Genomic DNA, 18,764 nt, shown 5'->3' on the forward strand with positions numbered 1-18,764 from the left:
TGCGAAGGGAGGAGTTAAAGATGAAAAAATCGATGGCAGTCATCTTACTCGGTTCGGCACTACTAGTGTCGAATAACAATAATGTAGAAGCATCATATCAAAATAATGATGCAAACGTTCAAAAAGCAGTACAAACCATTCAGTATTACGTAGGAACTGAGGGGCAATACAACTCCTCAAGTGACATGAACGAATATTTCTCTTCCTATATAGAAGAATTGAAGAAGAAATTTGGAGAGAATCTGTTCGTAACAGTTCAGAAACCTTCAGCAAAACCGGTTCAACCGACCGAGCCGACTATCGAACAAAAACCTGTAGTACCGAGTAAACCGGTAGAACAACAAAAACCTGTAGCACCGAATAAACCGGTAGAACAACAAAAACCTGTAGCACCGAATAAACCGGTAGAACAACAAAAACCTGTAACACCAAATAAACCGGTAGAGCAGCAAAAACCTGTAACAGTTCCACAAACACCAAGTGAACAACCGGTTGTTCAGCAACCGCCTGCTAATCAGGGACAGAGCACGTCAATATCAGCTGTTGAACAAGCGGTACTTAACTTGACGAATGCCGAAAGACAAAAAGTAGGTTTGCAGCCATTGCAGATTGATAATAACTTAATGAATTCTGCACGTCAGAAATCTACAGACATGGCAACGAAAAATTATTTCTCACATACTAGTCCAACTTACGGTTCACCATTTGATCAGATGAAAGCAAATGGAGTTAGCTATCGGGCTGCTGCAGAAAACATTGCGATGGGTCAACGCAGCGCAGAAGAAGTAGTTAAGGCATGGATGGATTCACCTGGTCACAGACAGAATATCCTAACAGCTAGTTTCACTCATATCGGTATCGGTTATGATGCAAACGGCAACTACTGGACACAGCAGTTCATTCAAAAATAAGATGTGAAGAAAAAGAACATGACGGGTTCATACCTCCGTCATGTTCTTTTTTGCGTGAATCTAGGATTGTTTCATTATTCTAAACCGTTTTTGAACAATCGATAAGCGGATGCTCAATGTAACGGCGCCGATTGTTAACCCGACGATCAAACCGACCCAATAGCCATATGGACCGAGTTCGGTGAATTTCGCAGTTACATACCCTACAGGCAGTCCGATAACCCAAAAAGATATAATAGCGACGATAAACGTCATATTGACATCTTTATAACCACGCAACGATCCTTGAATCGGTGCCTGGATTGCATCAGATAATTGGAAGAAGGCGGCGAACACAAAGAATTTAATCGCTAAGGCGATGATTTCGGGATCCTCAGTATATAATGATGCGATCGGTTCTCGGAATAGTAAAAGGATGACAATTGAAATGAAACTGAAAGCTATTGCCATACCTACAGCAAGGAAGCTGTAATGCTTTGCATTGGTCATCCGTCCTGAACCGACAGCTTGACCAACAAGAATAGTTGCCCCCATAGAGATGCTTAATGGAATCATGTACAATAGTGATGTGAAATTTAAGGCGATCTGGTGGGCAGATATTGTCTCAGTTGTGTATCCACTCATTAATAACGTGACAACTGAAAAAATACTGATCTCAGCAAAGATTGATAATCCGATCGGAACACCGATTTTTAAAATCTCTAACCATTTTTTTAGAGATATTTTTTCCCAATTAGCAAACAGCGAATACTGTTGGAAAGGTTTTCGCTTCCATGCAATCAGAATAGCGATACTCAATACAATCCAATAAGTTATACCTGATGCATAGCCTGCACCCGCTCCACCTAATTCCGGAAATCCGAAATTACCGTATATGAGTAAGTAGTTGAGAAAAATGTTAATTGGCGCTGACAATAGAATGATGAACATGGAAACACGAGTCGCTCCCAAAGCGTCAAAAAAGGCGCGTAATACAGTATAAGCGAACAGAGGAATAAGTCCAATGCACATCCCTATTAAGTATTCGCCAGCAACTATGCTAACCGGACCTTCCAGTGGCATATGATTGATAGAGGGGATGACGGCAAAGTACATGATTGTAAAGACGATTGCAGATAAGGCAATAGCGACATATAATCCTTGTTGTACTGAAGGCCGGGTTTCTTCTTTCTTTCCACCGCCTATGTAATGTGCAATAAGTGGAGTGAGGCCCATCAGAATTCCGGATAATCCTGTATACACAGGAACCCAGAAGGAAGATCCTATTGTAACACCGGCTAAATCGTGCGTATTATAGCGTCCTGTCATGAGAATATCGAAAAAAGTCATCAAATACATTGCTACTTGAGTAATAAGGATAGGTATGACGATTTTAATAAAAATACTCATTTTTTTCTTCAGCGGTAATTCTTCTTCCATTAGGGATGCTCCTTTCTGCATGAAAATAGATTTACCAACCATCAAAAGACAATTGTTTGCTCAATCGCAAATCAATTCACATTGTAACATGTTTTTTTTGCTATACTAGCTAAGCAACTATTGTATCATTCAAATTTAGTAAGATGAGGTGAAGGGCCAGATGAAACGGCCAGTTATAGTATTGACAGGGGGCGGGACAGCGGGGCATGTATCCGTTAACGAAGCGCTCATTCCTGTATTTATCGAAAAAGGATATGAAGTTCATTATATCGGTTCCCACAATGGAATTGAAAAGGAATTGATCCGCAACGGTCATAAAGAAGTGAAGTACCATTCAATTCAGAGCGGGAAATTAAGACGATATTTTTCTTTGAAAAATTTTTCCGATCCTCTCCGTGTAGGAGCAGGAGTCCTTCAGGCGTTTGCATTACTGAAGAAATTGAAGCCGGAAATCATATTCTCCAAAGGAGGATTTGTTTCTGTTCCAGTCATTTTAGCCGCGAAATTGGCGAAAATCCCTGTTGTTATCCATGAATCTGACGTCACTCCGGGTCTTGCGAACAAACTTGCGTTACCATTTGCAAAACATATTTTCACAGTGTTTGAACAGACATTGCAACATGTTCCTTCAGACCGGGCAACATGCACAGGTGCTGTTATTCGTCCGGAAATATTTGAAGGTGAGCGGTTTGAAGGGTTGCGGATTGCACGTTTAAAAGGGGAGAAACCGGTTTTTATCGTAACAGGTGGTAGTCAGGGATCTGCAATTCTCAACGCTACTGTCCGTAAAGAATTGGATAGATTGCTTGAAAGGTTTGAAATTATCCATCTTTGCGGTAAAGGTAATATAGATGAATCCTTGGAGCATATTCCTGGATATACACAATTTGAATATGTCACGGAAGGTCTGCCGCATTTATTAGCCGCTGCTGATTTTGCTATATCACGGGCAGGCTCGAATGCAATTTTTGAATTGTTGTCCGTTTTAAAGCCGATGCTACTTATTCCGCTATCAGCTTCACAAAGTCGGGGAGATCAGTTGTTGAATGCATCGCTATTCGAATCCCTCGGTATCGCAGAAGTCGTTGAAGAAGAAGAATTGAAAAAGTTATCTGCAGTAGAGTTGTTTGCATCTCTCGTTGACCATAAAGAAGAACTGCTCAAGAGTATGAAGAAAGTAGCAACGACGAAATCTCCTGAGGATATGGCAAATATGATTTTGTCTTATAAAAATTAGGCCGCGTTGATAATTATGCGCATTCAACCATACGCAGACTGTTGCAATATTCAAAAACAAGGTGTAAAGTTGAGTGCGGTATAAAAGCCAATTATATAGTGCTAAACCCTTTCAGTAATACAGTTTGCATGGTACTATGTATACGGATAAAAAATATAAACACAACAGGCCGAAAGGCAAATGTGGAGGTCATTTTACATGTCGAACAATGTTGGTTCCCAACGTTCCCCTTACTCGGTATTCGCAGGTCCGAACCTTGGGTATGTAATGGAAATGTATGAGAAGTTTAAGGTATCACCGGACACGGTCGACCCTGAACTTGCAGAGATGTTCAAAAAATACGGTGCTCCTTCTGTTGAAAGTAATCAGCAGGCGACAGCAGCGGCGGCAGTGTCTGCAGGTGATTTCGGTAAAGTTCTCGCTGCATACACACTAATAGATGCAATCCGTGCTTACGGACATCTTGCTGCGGACATCTATCCTCTCAACGATCGTCCGAAGGATTCGAGCCGTCTAGAGTTATCGAATTATGGATTAACAGAAAGTGATTTGCAGAATATGTCGGCTTCTCTTTTCTTGCCAAATGCGCCATCTAGCGTAGAGACAGGACTTGAAGCTGTAAATTATTTAAAATCATTGTACACAGGCAAAATTGCATATGAGTTTGCCCATGTAATCGATGAGGAAGAACGTAATTGGATCCAGTCTAAAATCGAGAACGGTGAAGTTACTGTTAACCTTTCGGCTGAAGATCGCAAAGGATTGCTTACTAGACTTACACAAATTGAAGGTTTTGAGAAATTTATTCACCGGACATTTGTCGGTGCAAAACGGTTTTCCATTGAAGGCCTAGATTCTTTAGTCGTCCTACTGGATGAATTGGTCCGCCGTTCGGAAGCTGAAAAGATGAAAAAAGTACTGATTGGTATGGCACACCGTGGCCGACTGAATGTACTTACGCATATTTTGAATAAACCTTATGAAATGATGTTCGCAGAATTCGCAGGAGTACCATCTTCACCATTCCTTCCAGAAGACGGTTCACTTATTACGACGCGTGGTTGGTTCGGAGATGTGAAATACCATATGGGTGGACTTTACAAAGGTCAATCCGGAATGGAACGTTTTCTTGCTTACAATCCTTCCCATTTGGAAGTAGTAAACCCTGTTGTCGCAGGTCAGACTCGTGCCGCTCAGGAAACGACTAATCACGAAGGAATGCCGACCCAGGATATGAATGCGGCTTACGCTATTATGATTCATGGTGATGCAGCTTTCCCTGGGCAGGGTATTGTTCCGGAGACATTTAACTACAGCCGCGTGCGTGGTTATAAAACAGGCGGATCTGTTCATATCATTGCAAATAATACAATCGGCTTTACGACTGAATATTACGATTCAAGATCGACTCATTATTCTTCAGATCCTGCAAAAGGTTTTGAAGTGCCAATTTTGCATGTCAACGCAGATAGCCCTGAAGAAGTTATCGCTGCTGCAGCATTCGCTTTTGAATATCGCCAGAAATTCAGCAAGGATATCTTGATAGATTTAATTGGTTATCGTCGCTATGGGCATAATGAGATGGATGAACCGTTGGTCACGAATCCGGTAATGTATCATTTAATCCATAAACATCCGACTCCTCGTCAGTTATATGGAGCGGAACTCGTAAAAGAGAATATCCTGAATGATTCAGATGTTGAGAAACTCGATTCAAATGTATTTGCTGAAATGCAAGCTGCATATGACAGAGTAAAAGAGCATTCGTCAGATGTGAAAAAAATGTCGAATGCAACACCTGACTACGTACTTAATGGATTCCCAAGGGATCTTGAAACAGGCGTCGATCAGGAAACTTTGCATCGCATGAATGAAGAGCTCCTATCCTATCCTGATGACTTCACTGTGTTCAGTAAGTTGGATCGCATTCTTAAGCGTCGGGAAGAGCCTTTCAAAGGCAAAGGTAAGATTGACTGGGCACACGCAGAACAATTGGCGTTCGGCGCAATCCTCCAAGATGGAAATCCGATTCGGATGACTGGCCAGGATATCCAACGCGGAACTTTTGCACATCGTCATCTAGTTCTCCATGATGAAAAATCAGGTGAAGAATTTGTACCTTTACACCATATCAGTGGATCCAACGCTTCTTTCGTAGCGTATAACAGCCCATTGACAGAATTTGCGGTAGTAGGATACGAATTCGGGTATAACTTGGAAAAAGATAAAGCATTGTCAATATGGGAAGCGCAATATGGTGACTTTGCAAATATGGCACAAGTCATGTTCGACCAATTTATCTCTTCAAGTCACTCTAAATGGGGACAGCAATCTGGATTGGTCATGCTGTTGCCACATGCATATGAAGGCCAGGGACCTGAACATTCCAGCGCACGTCTTGAAAGATTCCTACAGCTTTGTGCAGAGAATAACTGGACTGTAGCAAATCTATCTAGTGCAGCGAACTATTTCCACATTTTACGCAGACAGGCTAAAATGCTTGGAACAGAAGTAGAACGTCCTCTCGTTATCGTTTCACCAAAATCATTATTGCGTCATCCGTTAGTAGGTGCAGATGTCAGCGATCTATCCGACGGTCACTTCCAGACAGTGCTTGAACAGCCTGGAACGGGTCAGAATACAGATGGAGTCAAGAAAATTCTCTTTGCCAGCGGTAAAATGGCAATTGATTTGGCGGAAAAAGTGAAAGACGGAGAAGGTTTTGATCATCTTCATATAGTGCGCGTGGAACAGCTTTATCCGTTCCCATCTGAAAAGATCGCTGAAATTACGGCACGCTATCCAAAAGCTGAAGAACTAGTATGGGTACAGGAAGAGCCGAAAAACATGGGATCATGGTCATTTGCATCACCATATCTGCGTGAAATTGCAGACGGCAAAGAAGTATCCTATATTGGTCGAATTCATCGTGCAAGTCCTTCAGAGGGCAATGGTGAAGACCATAAGACTGAACAACAGCGTATTATTGATGAAGCGTTAAAAAGTAAATAAGATATTAAAGTAAATGTGATTTTTAAATGTTATACACCGTAAGTGCGGTAGAATAGAGGAGGAATTTATTGTGGCAGAGATTAAAGTACCTGAACTTGCAGAATCGATAACAGAAGGGACAATCGCGAAATGGTTGAAACAACCGGGCGAAAGTGTAGAAAAAGGAGAATTCATCGTTGAACTTGAAACAGATAAAGTAAACGTTGAGGTTATTTCAGAAGAAGCTGGAGTCATCCAAGAACTTCTTGCGGCAGAAGGCGATACTGTTGAAGTCGGACAAGTAATTGCTGTTGTTGGCGAAGGTTCAGGAGCTGCGGCTCAACCAACTGCTCCACAAGCGAAAAAAGAAGAAGCTGCTGAATCCGCTCCTGCGAAGCAAGAAGCTGTGCAAGCCCAACCGGCTGAACAAAGTTCAACTGATCGCACGATTGCAAGTCCTGCTGCGCGTAAATTGGCGCGCGAAAAAGGAATCGATCTTGCTGCGGTCTCCCCAGTAGATCCGATGGGTCGTGTACGTGCACAAGATGTAAATGCACATGGTACAGCGCCAAAGGCACCGGCAACACCTGCAAAAGCAGCCGCTCCAGCTCAGGAAGACGGAAGAGAAACTAGACAAAAAATGACGCGTCGTCGTCAAACAATTGCAAAACGTCTTCTTGAAGTTAGACAGTCAACGGCAATGCTGACGACTTTCAATGAAATTGACATGACTGCAGTTATGGAACTTCGTAAACGTAAAAAAGATGATTTCTTCGATAAAAATGATGTGCGTCTTGGATTCATGTCATTCTTTACGAAAGCAGTCGTTGCAGCACTTAAGAAATTCCCATATGTGAATTCAGAAATCGACGGCGATGAAATTATACTGAAACACTATTTTGATATCGGTATCGCTGTTTCCACTGAAGGTGGCCTTGTTGTTCCAATCGTTCGCGATGCAGATCGCAAGAACTTCGCTGAAATCGAGTCTACAATTGGAGAACTAGCAGGTAAAGCAAGAGACAATAAGTTGACTCTTGGAGATATGTCAGGCGGTTCATTTACAATTACGAACGGTGGCGTATTCGGATCATTGCTTTCAACACCAATCCTTAACGGTACTCAAGTAGGTATCCTAGGTATGCATACAATCCAAAAACGTCCAGTTGCTGTTGGAGATAACGTTGAAATTCGCCCGATGATGTATATTGCATTGTCGTACGATCACCGTGTTATCGATGGTAAAGATTCAGTTGGATTCTTAAAAATGGTGAAGGAACTTTTGGAAAACCCAGAAGATCTTCTTCTAGGCTCTTAATTTTCAAACGATAATTCAAGACCCGGAATTTCCGGGTCTTTTTTCAAATCATAGCTATTGGATGGTGAACCCATATGAACTTTACAACATGGACGACAGCACCGACAATCCGTAAAGTGGTCTGTACACATGCCGATGCGGCAAAGTATGTCGTCACAGACGTTTTGACACCCGGCAAAGAGTACGCTGTGAAAAATGAAACGGATGAATTCATTTTCATCGTGGATAATAGCGGAAAAGTTGGCGGCTATTACAAAACCTATTTTGAATGATTGAATACCCGATGCCCGAGTCTTGGGTATCGGGTATTTTTAATAAAGGAGTGCGGAAAAAATGGAAGATATGATTTCAATGGAAAAAGTGAAGAGAAACCAACGAAAGTACTCTGATGAGACAAAATCTCTCATTCAAGTGGGAGGTTATATCGCACCTATTGACTTTTTATGGGAAGATATACTAATCGGAATTACTTTAAAAAAACCGATTCTTTTAAAAGGGCCATCCGGATCAGGTAAAACAAAACTAGCTCAGAGTATTTCTGCTTTGTTCAACCAGCCGATGCATAGTGTCAATTGTTCGGTTGATTTAGATGCAGAATCTCTTCTTGGTTTTAAGACAATCATCACGAAAGAAGGACAATCTATTATTGAATTCATAGATGGTCCTGTTATTCAAGCGATGAAAAAAGGACATATCCTTTATATAGATGAAATTAATATGGCAAAACCCGAAACATTGCCGATTTTGCATAGTGTACTTGATCACCGTCGGATGCTGACGAACCCTTTTACCGGAGAAGTGATCCATGCACATGAAGATTTTTCTGTCATTGCTGCTATCAATGAAGGTTATGTGGGAACATCACCGATGAATGAGGCCCTAAAGAATCGATTTATCTCTTTCTCAATACCTTATTTAACGGGCCAACAACTTCGTGAAGTTATAAGAGCACAATTCCCACAAGTAAGTGAGCAACTAATAGAGTCCCTGATGAATATAAATGAAGATTTGAAAAAACAAGTGATAAATGGACTTCTTGCGGAAGAGGCTGCATCTGTCAGAAGTTTACTTGATGCAGTAGCACTCGCCCAGTATATCCCAATCAAAAGGGCGGTATTATATGCGATTGCTGAAAAACTTGAAGATAAGATGGAGCATAAGTTAATTATGGAATTAGTGGACACTTGGGTAAAGTGAGGAGAAAATTATGGTGAAGTTAAATCGATTCATACAATTCAATGATGAGACGATCGATGCTAATTTGCTTCTCCTGTATGAAAGAGTAGGGAAGGCGCTTGCTGATGCCCCGTATTTGAATATGACAGAACGAAAACTAATTGAATTCCAACCAAAAGAAGGAAATGTTTCATTAAGCGTCTTTTGGAGACATCGAAGAGAAGACATAACCCATGCCGGAAGGCTGTCCGATGTCTATTTGTTGACCACTGGTTTTTGGAAGCACTTTTCGGTTAAACCATGGTTAGAATTTCGGAAAAGATATGCTGAACATTCGATTCGTAAATTTGCTGAAGAACTATTATTAATGTTGGAAGAATATAGATTGATGGATCTAGTCCAAAAAGAACGTCCTGGAACAGAGAATGCGTTTTTGGTTAGACGGGAATTACTAATGGAATTCCATAGAGATTTATTAAAGTCCAACTTCCAAAAAGGTTTTGTTGCTGATGCTTTGATGAATCAGCTGTACATTACATTACATGATAGTCTTTTCTCTGATTCACAAGTGGATTGGCAACTGCCTATTAAAAAAATACAAAATATAGTGACCTATGCAACCGATGCAAAGTCTACCTTTGATATGATTAATCTGACTGAAAGCATTATATTGATCGTGGAAGAGATACTTGAAAATGACCTTATTCTCCAATATTATGCTGTAGGTGAATCCATTTCTGAAGAAACGGTTTCATTTCACTATCATAAAGGGATGTCTGAAGCAGAAAAAGGCGAAGATGAAGTGAAGGAAACGATTGAAGAAATCTTTCGCACTTGGCATCGTGAAAGTGAAGACGAATCCGGGATACATCTCCAATTTGAACTTGAACATGGCAGATCAGGGAAAAGTGATGGCGGCGAAGCGGTAGAAGGAAATGAAAATGCCGAAATTGAGGAGATCGGAAGAGGAAACTCAGCGGGAGATGAAAAACAGAACCGTCAACAACCTGAAGAAGATAAGAAAGAGCTTGATGAACGCTCAGGACAAAAAAAAGCAGGCAATCATTTTGGTAAAGAAAATATAAATGTTGTCTATGAAGAAAAATTCGTCACCATTAAGATGGATGAAAAGAATCGAAAACAGCTTTTACAATGGCGTGAACAACAGAAACCATATGTCAGATCTTTTATTGAAGAAATGAAAAAGCGAATGGAAATGAAAGAGGACGTCCGTAGAACTGGTTTGATGAAAGGACGATTATCATCTAATCTGCTAACAATGGCAGTCGATGAAAGACCACGTCCTTTTTACAGGAAAAATAGCCCTTCGGAAAAGTTGGATGCCGTATTTGGACTGCTTGTAGACGGCTCCGCTTCTATGATGGATAAACTAGATGAAACAAAGGAAGCCGTATTACTGTTTCATGATGTGCTTAGACAATTATCAGTTCGTCATGAAATCTCTTCTTATTATGAAGATGCAGACAATGCTACAAAAGATGTTCAGCCAAATGTGTTTAATTTAATGCACACATTCGAAGATATTCAAAAAGATGATGGAATGACGATCTTATCTTTTGAAACAAACGAAGATAATCGTGATGGGTTTGCAATCAGATGGATGGCAGATCGTTTAGTGAGAAGAATGGAGAAGCATAAATTCCTTCTCGTCTTTTCGGATGGGGAGCCATCGGCCTTTGGTTATGATCGCAACGGAATACTCGATACGCGAGAAGCTGTGTTGGAAGCTGAAAAAAGGGGAGTGTCTGTGATACACTTGTTTTTATCTTCCGAGAATCCTTCCGATGACCAAAGAGCGCTATTTTCTATGATGTTTGGCAATAAGTCTGCTGCATCAGATTCCGTCGAGGATTTCACTGATCAAACTATAAGGATTTTGCGGAAATTACTTGCTATCGTCATCAATCAATAAAAGATAAAAGGAAAAAGCAACTTCCACCAGAAAGGAAGTTGCTTTTTCTATGATCACTTTTGCCAATTTCACAAAGGACGGCTTGGAGATTGTGTTTTTTCATGTACAGCAAGAAGACGAGTTTTCAACTCTTCTTCCATACGAGCAATTTCGACTTCAGCAGCTTTTCGTTTTGCACGACCATCGGCTTGTATCAATAATGTCTCTTCGATTGTTTGAATAAGATTTTCTTGTGTTTTCTTCAACGTATCAATTTCCACAATACCACGTTCGTTTTCTTTTGCAGTTTCAATGGAATTCACTTTTAGCATTTCAGAGTTTTTCAGTAATAGGTCATTCGTTGTCTTCGTTACAAGCCGCTGTGATTCCACTGCCTTACGCTGTCTGTTCAACGTTAGTGCAATGGCAATCTGATTTTTCCATAAAGGAATGGACGTCATGATGGACGATTGAATCTTTTCGGCAAGAGTCTGATTTGTTTGCTGGATCATCCTAATTTGGGGAGCACTTTGGATCGTAATCTGTCTAGAAAGCTGAAGATCGTATAGACGTTTTTCTAAACGATCTAAAAACTGTCCCATATCATTCACTTCCTGGAAAGCCATTTGATCATTTGATAGCTCCGCTTTCCGTTGCATTTCAGGAATGATGACAGTCGCGATTTCATCACGTTTGATTTCTGCAGCAGCAATGTAAATATTCAATGCTTGGAAATAGGTTTTGTTCTGTTCATAGAGATTGTCTAGCATATGGACATCTTCCAGCAAACCACGCTTTGAATGTTCGAGCTGAACGCCGATTCGATCAATCTGAGTGCTTAGCTTTTGATATTTCGTCATCATTTCCTGGATTGAACGACTTGCTTTACTGAAAAGACGGCTTAAACCTGACTTCTTTTTATCCGAAAGATCTTCAGGATCAATTTCTGAGAGTTTTCCCATCAGATCACTTAATACATCACCGACAGGGCCGATATCTTTACTTTGGACGTGATCGAGCATTTTATGGGAGAAGTTTGATAGTTCGTTTTGGGCATTTGCACCATACGTGATGATAGCTTCGTAGTTACCGACAGGAATCTGCTCTGCTAGCTGACGAGCTTTTTCCTGTTCTTCAGGTTTTAGCCGATCGATCAATTTAACTGCTGTTTGCTTTTGTATTTGCTCTGTCTGCATTTCTTTAGGTAGAAGCGGTTCGTTCATATTGAATGGATTATCAAGCAAATCATCCATCGTTTTAACTTTTTCTGTTGTCATCTCATTATTTTCTGTCATTGCGCAAATCCCCTTTCATTTCAAGTAACGGTTTGTTCTTATTCATCGTGACTCCCACATAATCAAGTTCAAGTTGTAACTGTTCGATATCAGTTGCTAGTGCACCACGCAAATCCTGCTCTAGCTGCTTATTAACATCAGTTAACGTTTCCCTTGTTTGTTGAAGGGCTAACCTGATTTCTTGATCTTTTAATGGTTGGTTGACAAGTATTGCATATTTAGAAGTTAACTCAACTGCTGAATCTAAATGTGAGTAAAAGAACTTCTCTACATGATAGAATTTTTTTGGATTTTTGCGTACAATCTGTAGAATTCTTCTAGCAAGGTTGTTCATCTCATATACTTGTTTAAATGCTTGAACAGAACGCACTTGTCCATAGAGGCTATTCAGTTTCTTTATCTTTCCGTTTGCTTCGGAAATTTGCATTTTAATATGTTTATATTCAGATCTGGACATACCCAGTTGTTTAACACTGGAATTGAGCTGAATTTGTTTGATTGTAAAATTACCACCAAGATAGATCGCTATCATCATACCGGTTGCCATGAATGGATTTATGCCGGCAGCAAAGATCAAAGTCAACCAGCTTCCGAAACTGACAGGTGCAAGGATGAAGTGCCTTTGGAAAAACTGTTTTACTTCCTGCATGATCTTCAGGCCTCCTAATTTTCTCTCTACTCTTTACTACGTTTATGAATGGTGAAAAGTTTCAAATCCGTTTAATGTCCATAGTACAATTATAACTGAAATCCGCATTAAATACATTCATATGAATACATCAATCCATTTACTTGGATAGTACCGATAGATTTGTTAAAATAAACCCACTCACGACGGGATTGATATAGGAGGTTGAAGATGAAGTGTATGAAATCATTTATATCAAAGCGGATTATGAGCCGTGGTGGATGTTTGATGACTGGGAACAGATGGTGCAGACACGAAAAGCTTTTGACAACATAGTAGAAGCAAAAGCGTATTTGGATGAATTGAATGCGTTATTCATTAGCAAGTTTACTTGCTCTGAAATGAGGAAAAACAAATTTTTCGCTTACTGGTCTCCACAAGAGCGGATATTTTGCGAAGGCTGTGATGATAATTTACAAATATTTCATGGTATCATTTCATTTCAAGATGGAAATCCCACTTCCTTAGTACTAGACAATAATTCGAATATTTGATAATGTTATATTGACAATTAATTTGGGTATGGTATAGTAACAGTAATTATAATTGCAAAACCGAAACAAGCGTATTCACGTATTACAAAAGGTGATCGGCGTTGTCGGTACCTTTTATAATATGTGAATTTTTTCATGTATTATAAAGTAAATTATTTGGAGGTAGTCACACATGAAACAAGGTACAGTAAAATGGTTCAACTCAGAAAAAGGCTTCGGATTTATCGAAGTTGAAGGAGAAGAAGATGTGTTTGTACACTTCTCAGCAATCCAAGGAGATGGATTTAAATCTTTGGATGAAGGCCAGCAAGTTGAGTTTGAAGTTGTAGAAGGCAATCGTGGTCTTCAAGCTGCTAATGTAACTAAACTATAATTCGTAAAATGAAAGAGGCAACTCCAAACCAATTGGAGTGCCTCTTTTTTTAATTCATGGTTTTGTGACAGATGATAATTCTAAATTTTCTTGAACCTCATCACCATCAGTTGTATTCATAACTTTTTCTCGTTTTACTTCGCCAAATCCTTCGACGAAGTATTTTCGGATTTGTGCATCTTTCGATTTTGTTTCGATAATAAAAGCGTTTTCGAATGTTTGGTAGGGTGTGTCAACCTTGACTTTTGTTTCAATAATCTCCCACTCATCAAAACGCATACCGACTTCAAATGGTTTTTTTAAATAGATCCCGTTAGGTTCCATTTTTTCAACTTCCTCAAGAGAAGGGAAGTCCTCTTTCAATTCAACAACACGTTGATTCAATTGCATGATTTGATTTTCTTCGATCTTATAGATATATCTGGTCAGTGTTCCATTGTAACTCTCATGAACGATTACATAATTTTTATAAGGTTGTGCATAGTCGATATCCAAATTCGCTATTTTGTTTTCGTCACCTTGAAAATGGGCTTTTGAAGTGTCAGGTAAAAAATAGTCACTTAAAGCAGTTTCGTTGTATTGGCCGGGTTTACCAACAGCGCTTTCGTCTTCTTGTTTGGCAGGATCTGTGCTTTCTCCACTATTACCTGAATCATCTAGTCCCGTTGTTTTGTTCGTACAACCCGTAACAAGCAATAGACTTAAAAGGGCTATCCAGATTATTTGGATTTTCTTCATGCAGCTATCGACTCCTTTTACGCTAGTATTGCCGCTTAACTGAAAGCTATCCTGTAAAGTTTCGAATTTAAATACAAAAAAACCGTTTCCTATTTAAGAAAACGGCTCTTTTGTATGACTGGATAATTAGTTAAGTGTACTAGCCGATGATCAGTTGGAAACTGATTGTTGATCTTTCCACTCCAAGTATTCGTCGTATTGCATCATCTTGTCAAAAATTGTTCCGTCTTCGCGGATTTCAATAATTCTGTTCGCAACCGTTTGGATGAACTGTTGGTCATGGGAAGTGAAGACCATCGCACCTTTGAATGCTGTTAAACCATTATTCAATGCCTGAATGGATTCTAAGTCCAAGTGGTTCATCGGTTCGTCCAATAGAAGGACGTTTGCTGACGTCAACATCATTTTTGAAAGCATGCAGCGGACCTTTTCACCACCTGATAAAACAGATGGTTTCTTTTTAACTTCTTCACCGGAGAAGAGCATACGTCCTAAAAATCCACGTAGGAAAGTTTCTGTCTGATCTTCTGGTGAATATTGGCGTAACCAATCTACTAAAGAAGGCTCAGATCCTTGGAAGTACTCATTGTTATCAAGAGGGAAGTATGCACGTGAAGTTGTAACTCCCCATTTAATAGACCCTTCATCGGGTTGAGCTTCCTCAGCTAGGATTTCTAACAAAGCTGTTTTAGCAAGCGGATTTCCAAGAAGGATGATTTTGTCTTCCTTATTCATCGTGAATGTCGCATCTTTCAATAATACAGTGCCTTCTTGTGATTTCGAAACACCTTGGACACTAAGTACATCATTTCCGATTTCTCGGCCAATCTGGAAGTTGACGAATGGATAACGACGTGAAGAAGGTCGAATATCATCCAATTCGATTTTTTCCAATGCTTTTTTACGGGATGTTGCTTGCTTAGATTTTGATGCGTTCGCACTGAAACGTGCAACAAATGCTTGTAGTTCTTTGATTTTCTCTTCTTTTTTCTTATTCTGATCCTGAGCCATCCGTTGAGCTAATTGACTGGATTCATACCAGAAGTCATAGTTTCCTGGGAATAGCTGAATTTTAGAGAAATCCAGATCCGCAATTTGCGTACAAACCTTATTAAGGAAGTGACGGTCATGGGAAACGACAATAACTGTGTTTTCAAAGTTGATTAGGAATTCTTCCAACCATTGGATTGCTTTTAAATCTAAGTGGTTTGTCGGCTCATCTAAAAGAAGAACATCGGGTTTACCGAATAGTGCCTGTGCAAGTAGTACTTTGACTTTATCGGAACCGCTCAATTCTGCCATTTTTACATGATGAAATGATTCAGGTAAACCTAGACCTTGAAGAAGGATTGCCGCTTCTGATTCAGCTTCCCAACCATTCAACTCCCCGAATTCACCTTCAAGTTCAGCAGCACGCATACCATCTTCATCTGAAAAATCTTCTTTCATATAGATGGCATTCTTTTCTGTCATAATGTCGTAAAGACGTTTATGCCCCATAATGACAGTATCAAGTACTTCATTTTCTTCGTATTCGAAATGGTTCTGTTTCAAAACGGCCAAACGTTCATCTTTGTTCATGATGACATTGCCAGTCTGTGGTTCAAGTTCCCCTGAAAGAATTTTAAGGAACGTCGATTTGCCTGCACCGTTTGCACCGATTAATCCGTAACAATGACCGGGATTAAACTGTATATTAACATCTTCAAACAGTTTACGGTCACCGAATTGAAGACTTACATTACTTACTGCTATCATAAAAAATCCTCCTAAATTCACAATGCTCCTATTATAGCACGAATCCAATTACAGGTGGTATGTGTTCGATGCTGTTTCTGTTTTTTTTATTGTGCCTGCGGTATGATGAGGTAGCGTAAAAAAACACACCAGTTCATTTTGAAGAGGTGTGTAAGGATCTCTACTGCGTTTTTTTGTATTGAGTGAATACGAATCTTTTACGATAAGCTGGAAGGCTGCCCAATTCCTTATTGAGCAAGTATTCCATCTGGACATAGTCTTTCCTTGTCGGAATTACTGTTTCGTCCAGTCCTGACATCGAATAGATGAAGTAATAGTTTTTGACTTGTCGAAAGATGACAACGGTTGTAGGAAAGCGGTCGAAAACACCTTTGATCTGATATTTCCGCCAGTATTCCCAGTGTACCAGCTCCATGTTCAAACACCCTTTCTACATTACTAGTATATGATGAGAGCCTACCAAACGCAAGTTCGGGTCCAGTTCGAAAGGAGAATAAAATGCCAGTTAAAAAGTCGTTAATTACTATGATTTTACTAGTAGTCGCAATTTTTGCAGTAGCTATCAATATGCGGCCGGCTATTACGTCGATTGGTCCTATGCTTGATGTCATAAGAGAGCAGTTAATGCTCACAAACGCACAAGTCTCTCTGTTGACCGCTTTGCCAGTCATTTGCATGGGGCTATTTGCATCGCTTGCTCCTGCACTTAATCGTTTCTTCGGTCTTCGAACAACGATGTATATACTCTTGTTGACAGTTGGATTATTTACTGCTGTAAGGGGCATTTATGCTAGTTATACTGTACTCATTATATCTTCTATCTTTATCGGGATAGCGATTGCAATCATGGGGCCATTATTATCCTCCATGATCAAACAGAACTTTCCGGATCGCGCAGCTTCTGTTATCGGTATTTATTCTTTTGGTATGGGTGTCGGTGCTACAATGAGTACGGGCCTTACTGCGCTGTTATTTGAAAAAAGCGGATCATACCCGTTAGCGTTGGCTAGCTGGTCATTATTGGCCATTGTCGGAATCATTTTCTGGGCTATTGCGATGCAAAATCAGTTAGAAGTAAAGCAGTCCGGTAAAACGACTATTTTCGGACCGAGGTCAACTACAAAATCACCATGGAAAGTTAAGAGAGCTTGGGTGTTTCTCTTGTTTTTTGGTTTGCAGGCATCCGCTTTCTTTTCCATAATAACTTGGCTAGTACCGATAGCAACTTCAAAAGGTATGACCTTATTACAAGCAGGAACACTCGTGAGTGTCATGACGATTATTCAAATTGCGTTGAACATCCTATTTCCATTGCTTATGGAACGGTTTCAGGCAAGACGGTTTTGGCTTTTTCTCCTTCTTAGCATTGGTCTTGTAGCTATAATCTTGCTGTGGACTGGAAGCAGTCCGCTTATGTGGATTGGGGCAGTGCTGATGGGAATACCTTTAGGTGGACTTTTCCCTGCGGCGCTTGTATTGCCGCTTGATGAGACAGATACTCCTGAACAAACCAATGCTTGGACAGCGATGATGCAAACGGGAGGATTTATTATTGGGGGACTGTTGCCTTTGCTCATTGCAGTTTTATATGATTGGACGGGAAATCATGATTTCACTTTTTTGATATTCGCTTTGTTATTCCTTGGAATGCTTGGATTGACATTCATTATAGGTGACAAAAACGGCAACAGGGTTTAAGAAAACCTGTTGCCGTTTCGATTATCATTTTCAACTCCAATGTTTGTTGATGAATTCGTCCCTACCGGATTTTTCACGATCTTCTTTATAATGCTCTTTTTCTTTTAAATAGTAGTCCTGATGATAATCCTCTGCGTGATAGAAGTCTTCTGCAGGGCGTATCGGTGTTACAACAGGTTTGTTAAATTTACCGCTTGCTGCGAGGCGTTCTTTTGACAAGCTTGCAATTCTTCGTTGTTCGTCTGTGTAGTAAAAAATAGCTGTTGAATAGGAATGGCCGCGGTCTTGAAACTGTCCATCTGCGTCTGTTGGGTCGATTTGTTGCCAATATACTTCTAGTAATTGTTCATAACTGAAAAGAGACGGGTCGAATGTGATTTCGACAACCTCCAAATGACCCGAATCTCCCCGTTTTACATCCTCGTATGTAGGGTTTTCTATATGTCCACCCATATATCCCGATACAACATCATGTATTCCGTCCCATTCTTTGAAAGGCTTCACCATACACCAAAAGCAACCGCCTGCAAAAGTGGCTTTTTCAAATTTCTTATCTGACATCCAAATCAATCCCCCGTGTAAAGTATAAATTGATTATACCATGAACTGGTGAAAGTCTTATTATTTCGCATTTCTACTTTTAGTCTTAATTACATAAAAAGGTCGCCTAACCGTCTATGAGAGACGGAAATGCAACCTTTTTTGAGAGATGCCGATGAGTGGTTCTGTTATATTTAAAATCCGTTCACTATGAAA

The 18,764-nt window shown here is 40.1% G+C and carries 17 protein-coding genes; 10 read left to right on the forward strand and 7 right to left on the reverse strand.

Going from position 1 to position 18,764, the window contains the following annotated elements:
- Window positions 1–20: 20 nt before the first annotated feature.
- A complete protein-coding gene (locus QWT69_RS07745) occupies window positions 21–911 on the forward strand; it encodes a CAP domain-containing protein (RefSeq protein ID WP_317970602.1) in 891 nt (296 codons plus the stop codon).
- 60 nt (window positions 912–971) lie between these two features.
- On the opposite strand, the gene QWT69_RS07750 is transcribed toward QWT69_RS07745, so the two are convergent.
- Window positions 972–2,330, reverse strand: coding sequence for an MATE family efflux transporter (locus QWT69_RS07750; protein ID WP_317970604.1), 1,359 nt, complete (start codon window positions 2,328–2,330; stop codon window positions 972–974).
- 160 nt (window positions 2,331–2,490) lie between these two features.
- Between QWT69_RS07750 and murG the strand changes: the two genes are divergently transcribed.
- The 6 genes from murG to QWT69_RS07780 all read left to right on the forward strand — a co-directional run bounded on the left by murG (window position 2,491) and on the right by QWT69_RS07780 (window position 10,985).
- Window positions 2,491–3,567 (forward strand): undecaprenyldiphospho-muramoylpentapeptide beta-N-acetylglucosaminyltransferase, encoded by a 1,077-nt coding sequence (gene murG, locus QWT69_RS07755; RefSeq protein WP_317970606.1) that lies wholly within the window; start codon window positions 2,491–2,493, stop codon window positions 3,565–3,567.
- A gap of 198 nt (window positions 3,568–3,765) precedes the next feature.
- The gene (locus QWT69_RS07760; RefSeq protein ID WP_317970608.1) at window positions 3,766–6,579 is read left to right on the forward strand and encodes a 2-oxoglutarate dehydrogenase E1 component; all 2,814 of its coding nucleotides are present in this window, start codon (window positions 3,766–3,768) and stop codon (window positions 6,577–6,579) included.
- Between the two features lie 70 nt (window positions 6,580–6,649).
- Window positions 6,650–7,876: a 2-oxoglutarate dehydrogenase complex dihydrolipoyllysine-residue succinyltransferase gene (gene odhB, locus QWT69_RS07765; protein WP_317970610.1), complete on the forward strand. Its 1,227-nt coding sequence runs from the start codon at window positions 6,650–6,652 to the stop codon at window positions 7,874–7,876.
- 74 nt (window positions 7,877–7,950) lie between these two features.
- Window positions 7,951–8,148 carry a DUF6501 family protein gene (locus QWT69_RS07770; RefSeq protein WP_317970612.1) on the forward strand — a complete coding sequence of 66 codons (198 nt, stop codon included), beginning with the start codon at window positions 7,951–7,953 and terminating at the stop codon, window positions 8,146–8,148.
- Window positions 8,149–8,209: 61 nt separating this feature from the next.
- Entirely contained in the window at window positions 8,210–9,073 is an 864-nt protein-coding gene (locus QWT69_RS07775) for an ATP-binding protein (protein ID WP_317970614.1), read from the forward strand.
- A gap of 10 nt (window positions 9,074–9,083) precedes the next feature.
- Window positions 9,084–10,985: a vWA domain-containing protein gene (locus QWT69_RS07780; RefSeq protein WP_317970616.1), complete on the forward strand. Its 1,902-nt coding sequence runs from the start codon at window positions 9,084–9,086 to the stop codon at window positions 10,983–10,985.
- A 68-nt stretch (window positions 10,986–11,053) separates the two neighbouring features.
- Here the strand turns inward: QWT69_RS07780 and QWT69_RS07785 are convergent, their stop codons facing one another.
- Together QWT69_RS07785 and QWT69_RS07790 are read right to left on the reverse strand one after the other, a co-directional pair.
- Window positions 11,054–12,259, reverse strand: a complete 1,206-nt coding sequence (locus QWT69_RS07785; RefSeq protein WP_317970618.1) for a toxic anion resistance protein — start codon at window positions 12,257–12,259, stop codon at window positions 11,054–11,056.
- Window positions 12,246–12,908: a 5-bromo-4-chloroindolyl phosphate hydrolysis family protein gene (locus QWT69_RS07790; protein ID WP_317970620.1), complete on the reverse strand. Its 663-nt coding sequence runs from the start codon at window positions 12,906–12,908 to the stop codon at window positions 12,246–12,248. Before QWT69_RS07790 ends, QWT69_RS07785 begins: the two co-directional genes overlap by 14 nt.
- Window positions 12,909–13,123: 215 nt before the next feature.
- Here QWT69_RS07790 and QWT69_RS07795 point away from each other — a divergent pair, with 215 nt between their 5' ends.
- Window positions 13,124–13,441: a DUF1033 family protein gene (locus QWT69_RS07795; RefSeq protein ID WP_317970622.1), complete on the forward strand. Its 318-nt coding sequence runs from the start codon at window positions 13,124–13,126 to the stop codon at window positions 13,439–13,441.
- Between the two features lie 172 nt (window positions 13,442–13,613).
- On the forward strand, window positions 13,614–13,814 hold the full coding sequence (locus QWT69_RS07800; protein WP_317970624.1) for a cold-shock protein: 201 nt from the start codon (window positions 13,614–13,616) through the stop codon (window positions 13,812–13,814).
- A 54-nt stretch (window positions 13,815–13,868) separates the two neighbouring features.
- Here QWT69_RS07800 and QWT69_RS07805 read toward each other — a convergent pair whose 3' ends face one another.
- The 3 genes from QWT69_RS07805 to QWT69_RS07815 form a co-directional block, all read right to left on the reverse strand.
- Window positions 13,869–14,552, reverse strand: a complete 684-nt coding sequence (locus QWT69_RS07805) for a hypothetical protein (RefSeq protein WP_317970626.1) — start codon at window positions 14,550–14,552, stop codon at window positions 13,869–13,871.
- A gap of 150 nt (window positions 14,553–14,702) precedes the next feature.
- A complete protein-coding gene (locus QWT69_RS07810) occupies window positions 14,703–16,310 on the reverse strand; it encodes an ABC-F family ATP-binding cassette domain-containing protein (protein WP_317970628.1) in 1,608 nt (535 codons plus the stop codon).
- A 160-nt stretch (window positions 16,311–16,470) separates the two neighbouring features.
- On the reverse strand, window positions 16,471–16,725 hold the full coding sequence (locus QWT69_RS07815) for a hypothetical protein (protein WP_317970630.1): 255 nt from the start codon (window positions 16,723–16,725) through the stop codon (window positions 16,471–16,473).
- A gap of 83 nt (window positions 16,726–16,808) precedes the next feature.
- Here QWT69_RS07815 and QWT69_RS07820 point away from each other — a divergent pair, with 83 nt between their 5' ends.
- Window positions 16,809–18,008, forward strand: a complete 1,200-nt coding sequence (locus tag QWT69_RS07820) for an MFS transporter (RefSeq protein ID WP_317970632.1) — start codon at window positions 16,809–16,811, stop codon at window positions 18,006–18,008.
- A gap of 30 nt (window positions 18,009–18,038) precedes the next feature.
- Here the strand turns inward: QWT69_RS07820 and msrA are convergent, their stop codons facing one another.
- A complete protein-coding gene (msrA, locus tag QWT69_RS07825; RefSeq protein WP_317970634.1) occupies window positions 18,039–18,569 on the reverse strand; it encodes a peptide-methionine (S)-S-oxide reductase MsrA in 531 nt (176 codons plus the stop codon).
- Window positions 18,570–18,764: the final 195 nt, after the last annotated feature.

Source organism: Sporosarcina oncorhynchi (genome assembly GCF_033304615.1).
Classification (GTDB): domain Bacteria; phylum Bacillota; class Bacilli; order Bacillales_A; family Planococcaceae; genus Sporosarcina; species Sporosarcina oncorhynchi.

Excerpts from the sequence above, each read along its gene's own strand:
- QWT69_RS07820 (WP_317970632.1), top strand. The coding sequence starts at position 16,809 with ATGCCAGTTAAAAAGTCGTTAATTACTATGATTTTACTAGTAGTCGCA.
- murG (WP_317970606.1), top strand. The coding sequence starts at position 2,491 with ATGAAACGGCCAGTTATAGTATTGACAGGGGGCGGGACAGCGGGGCAT.
- QWT69_RS07785 (WP_317970618.1), bottom strand. The coding sequence starts at position 12,259 with ATGACAGAAAATAATGAGATGACAACAGAAAAAGTTAAAACGATGGAT.
- QWT69_RS07815 (WP_317970630.1), bottom strand. The coding sequence starts at position 16,725 with ATGGAGCTGGTACACTGGGAATACTGGCGGAAATATCAGATCAAAGGT.
- QWT69_RS07745 (WP_317970602.1), top strand. The coding sequence starts at position 21 with ATGAAAAAATCGATGGCAGTCATCTTACTCGGTTCGGCACTACTAGTG.
- QWT69_RS07750 (WP_317970604.1), bottom strand. The coding sequence starts at position 2,330 with ATGGAAGAAGAATTACCGCTGAAGAAAAAAATGAGTATTTTTATTAAA.
- QWT69_RS07780 (WP_317970616.1), top strand. The coding sequence starts at position 9,084 with ATGGTGAAGTTAAATCGATTCATACAATTCAATGATGAGACGATCGAT.
- QWT69_RS07760 (WP_317970608.1), top strand. The coding sequence starts at position 3,766 with ATGTCGAACAATGTTGGTTCCCAACGTTCCCCTTACTCGGTATTCGCA.
- QWT69_RS07810 (WP_317970628.1), bottom strand. The coding sequence starts at position 16,310 with ATGATAGCAGTAAGTAATGTAAGTCTTCAATTCGGTGACCGTAAACTG.
- QWT69_RS07790 (WP_317970620.1), bottom strand. The coding sequence starts at position 12,908 with ATGCAGGAAGTAAAACAGTTTTTCCAAAGGCACTTCATCCTTGCACCT.
- QWT69_RS07800 (WP_317970624.1), top strand. The coding sequence starts at position 13,614 with ATGAAACAAGGTACAGTAAAATGGTTCAACTCAGAAAAAGGCTTCGGA.
- QWT69_RS07775 (WP_317970614.1), top strand. The coding sequence starts at position 8,210 with ATGGAAGATATGATTTCAATGGAAAAAGTGAAGAGAAACCAACGAAAG.
- QWT69_RS07805 (WP_317970626.1), bottom strand. The coding sequence starts at position 14,552 with ATGAAGAAAATCCAAATAATCTGGATAGCCCTTTTAAGTCTATTGCTT.
- QWT69_RS07770 (WP_317970612.1), top strand. The coding sequence starts at position 7,951 with ATGAACTTTACAACATGGACGACAGCACCGACAATCCGTAAAGTGGTC.
- msrA (WP_317970634.1), bottom strand. The coding sequence starts at position 18,569 with ATGTCAGATAAGAAATTTGAAAAAGCCACTTTTGCAGGCGGTTGCTTT.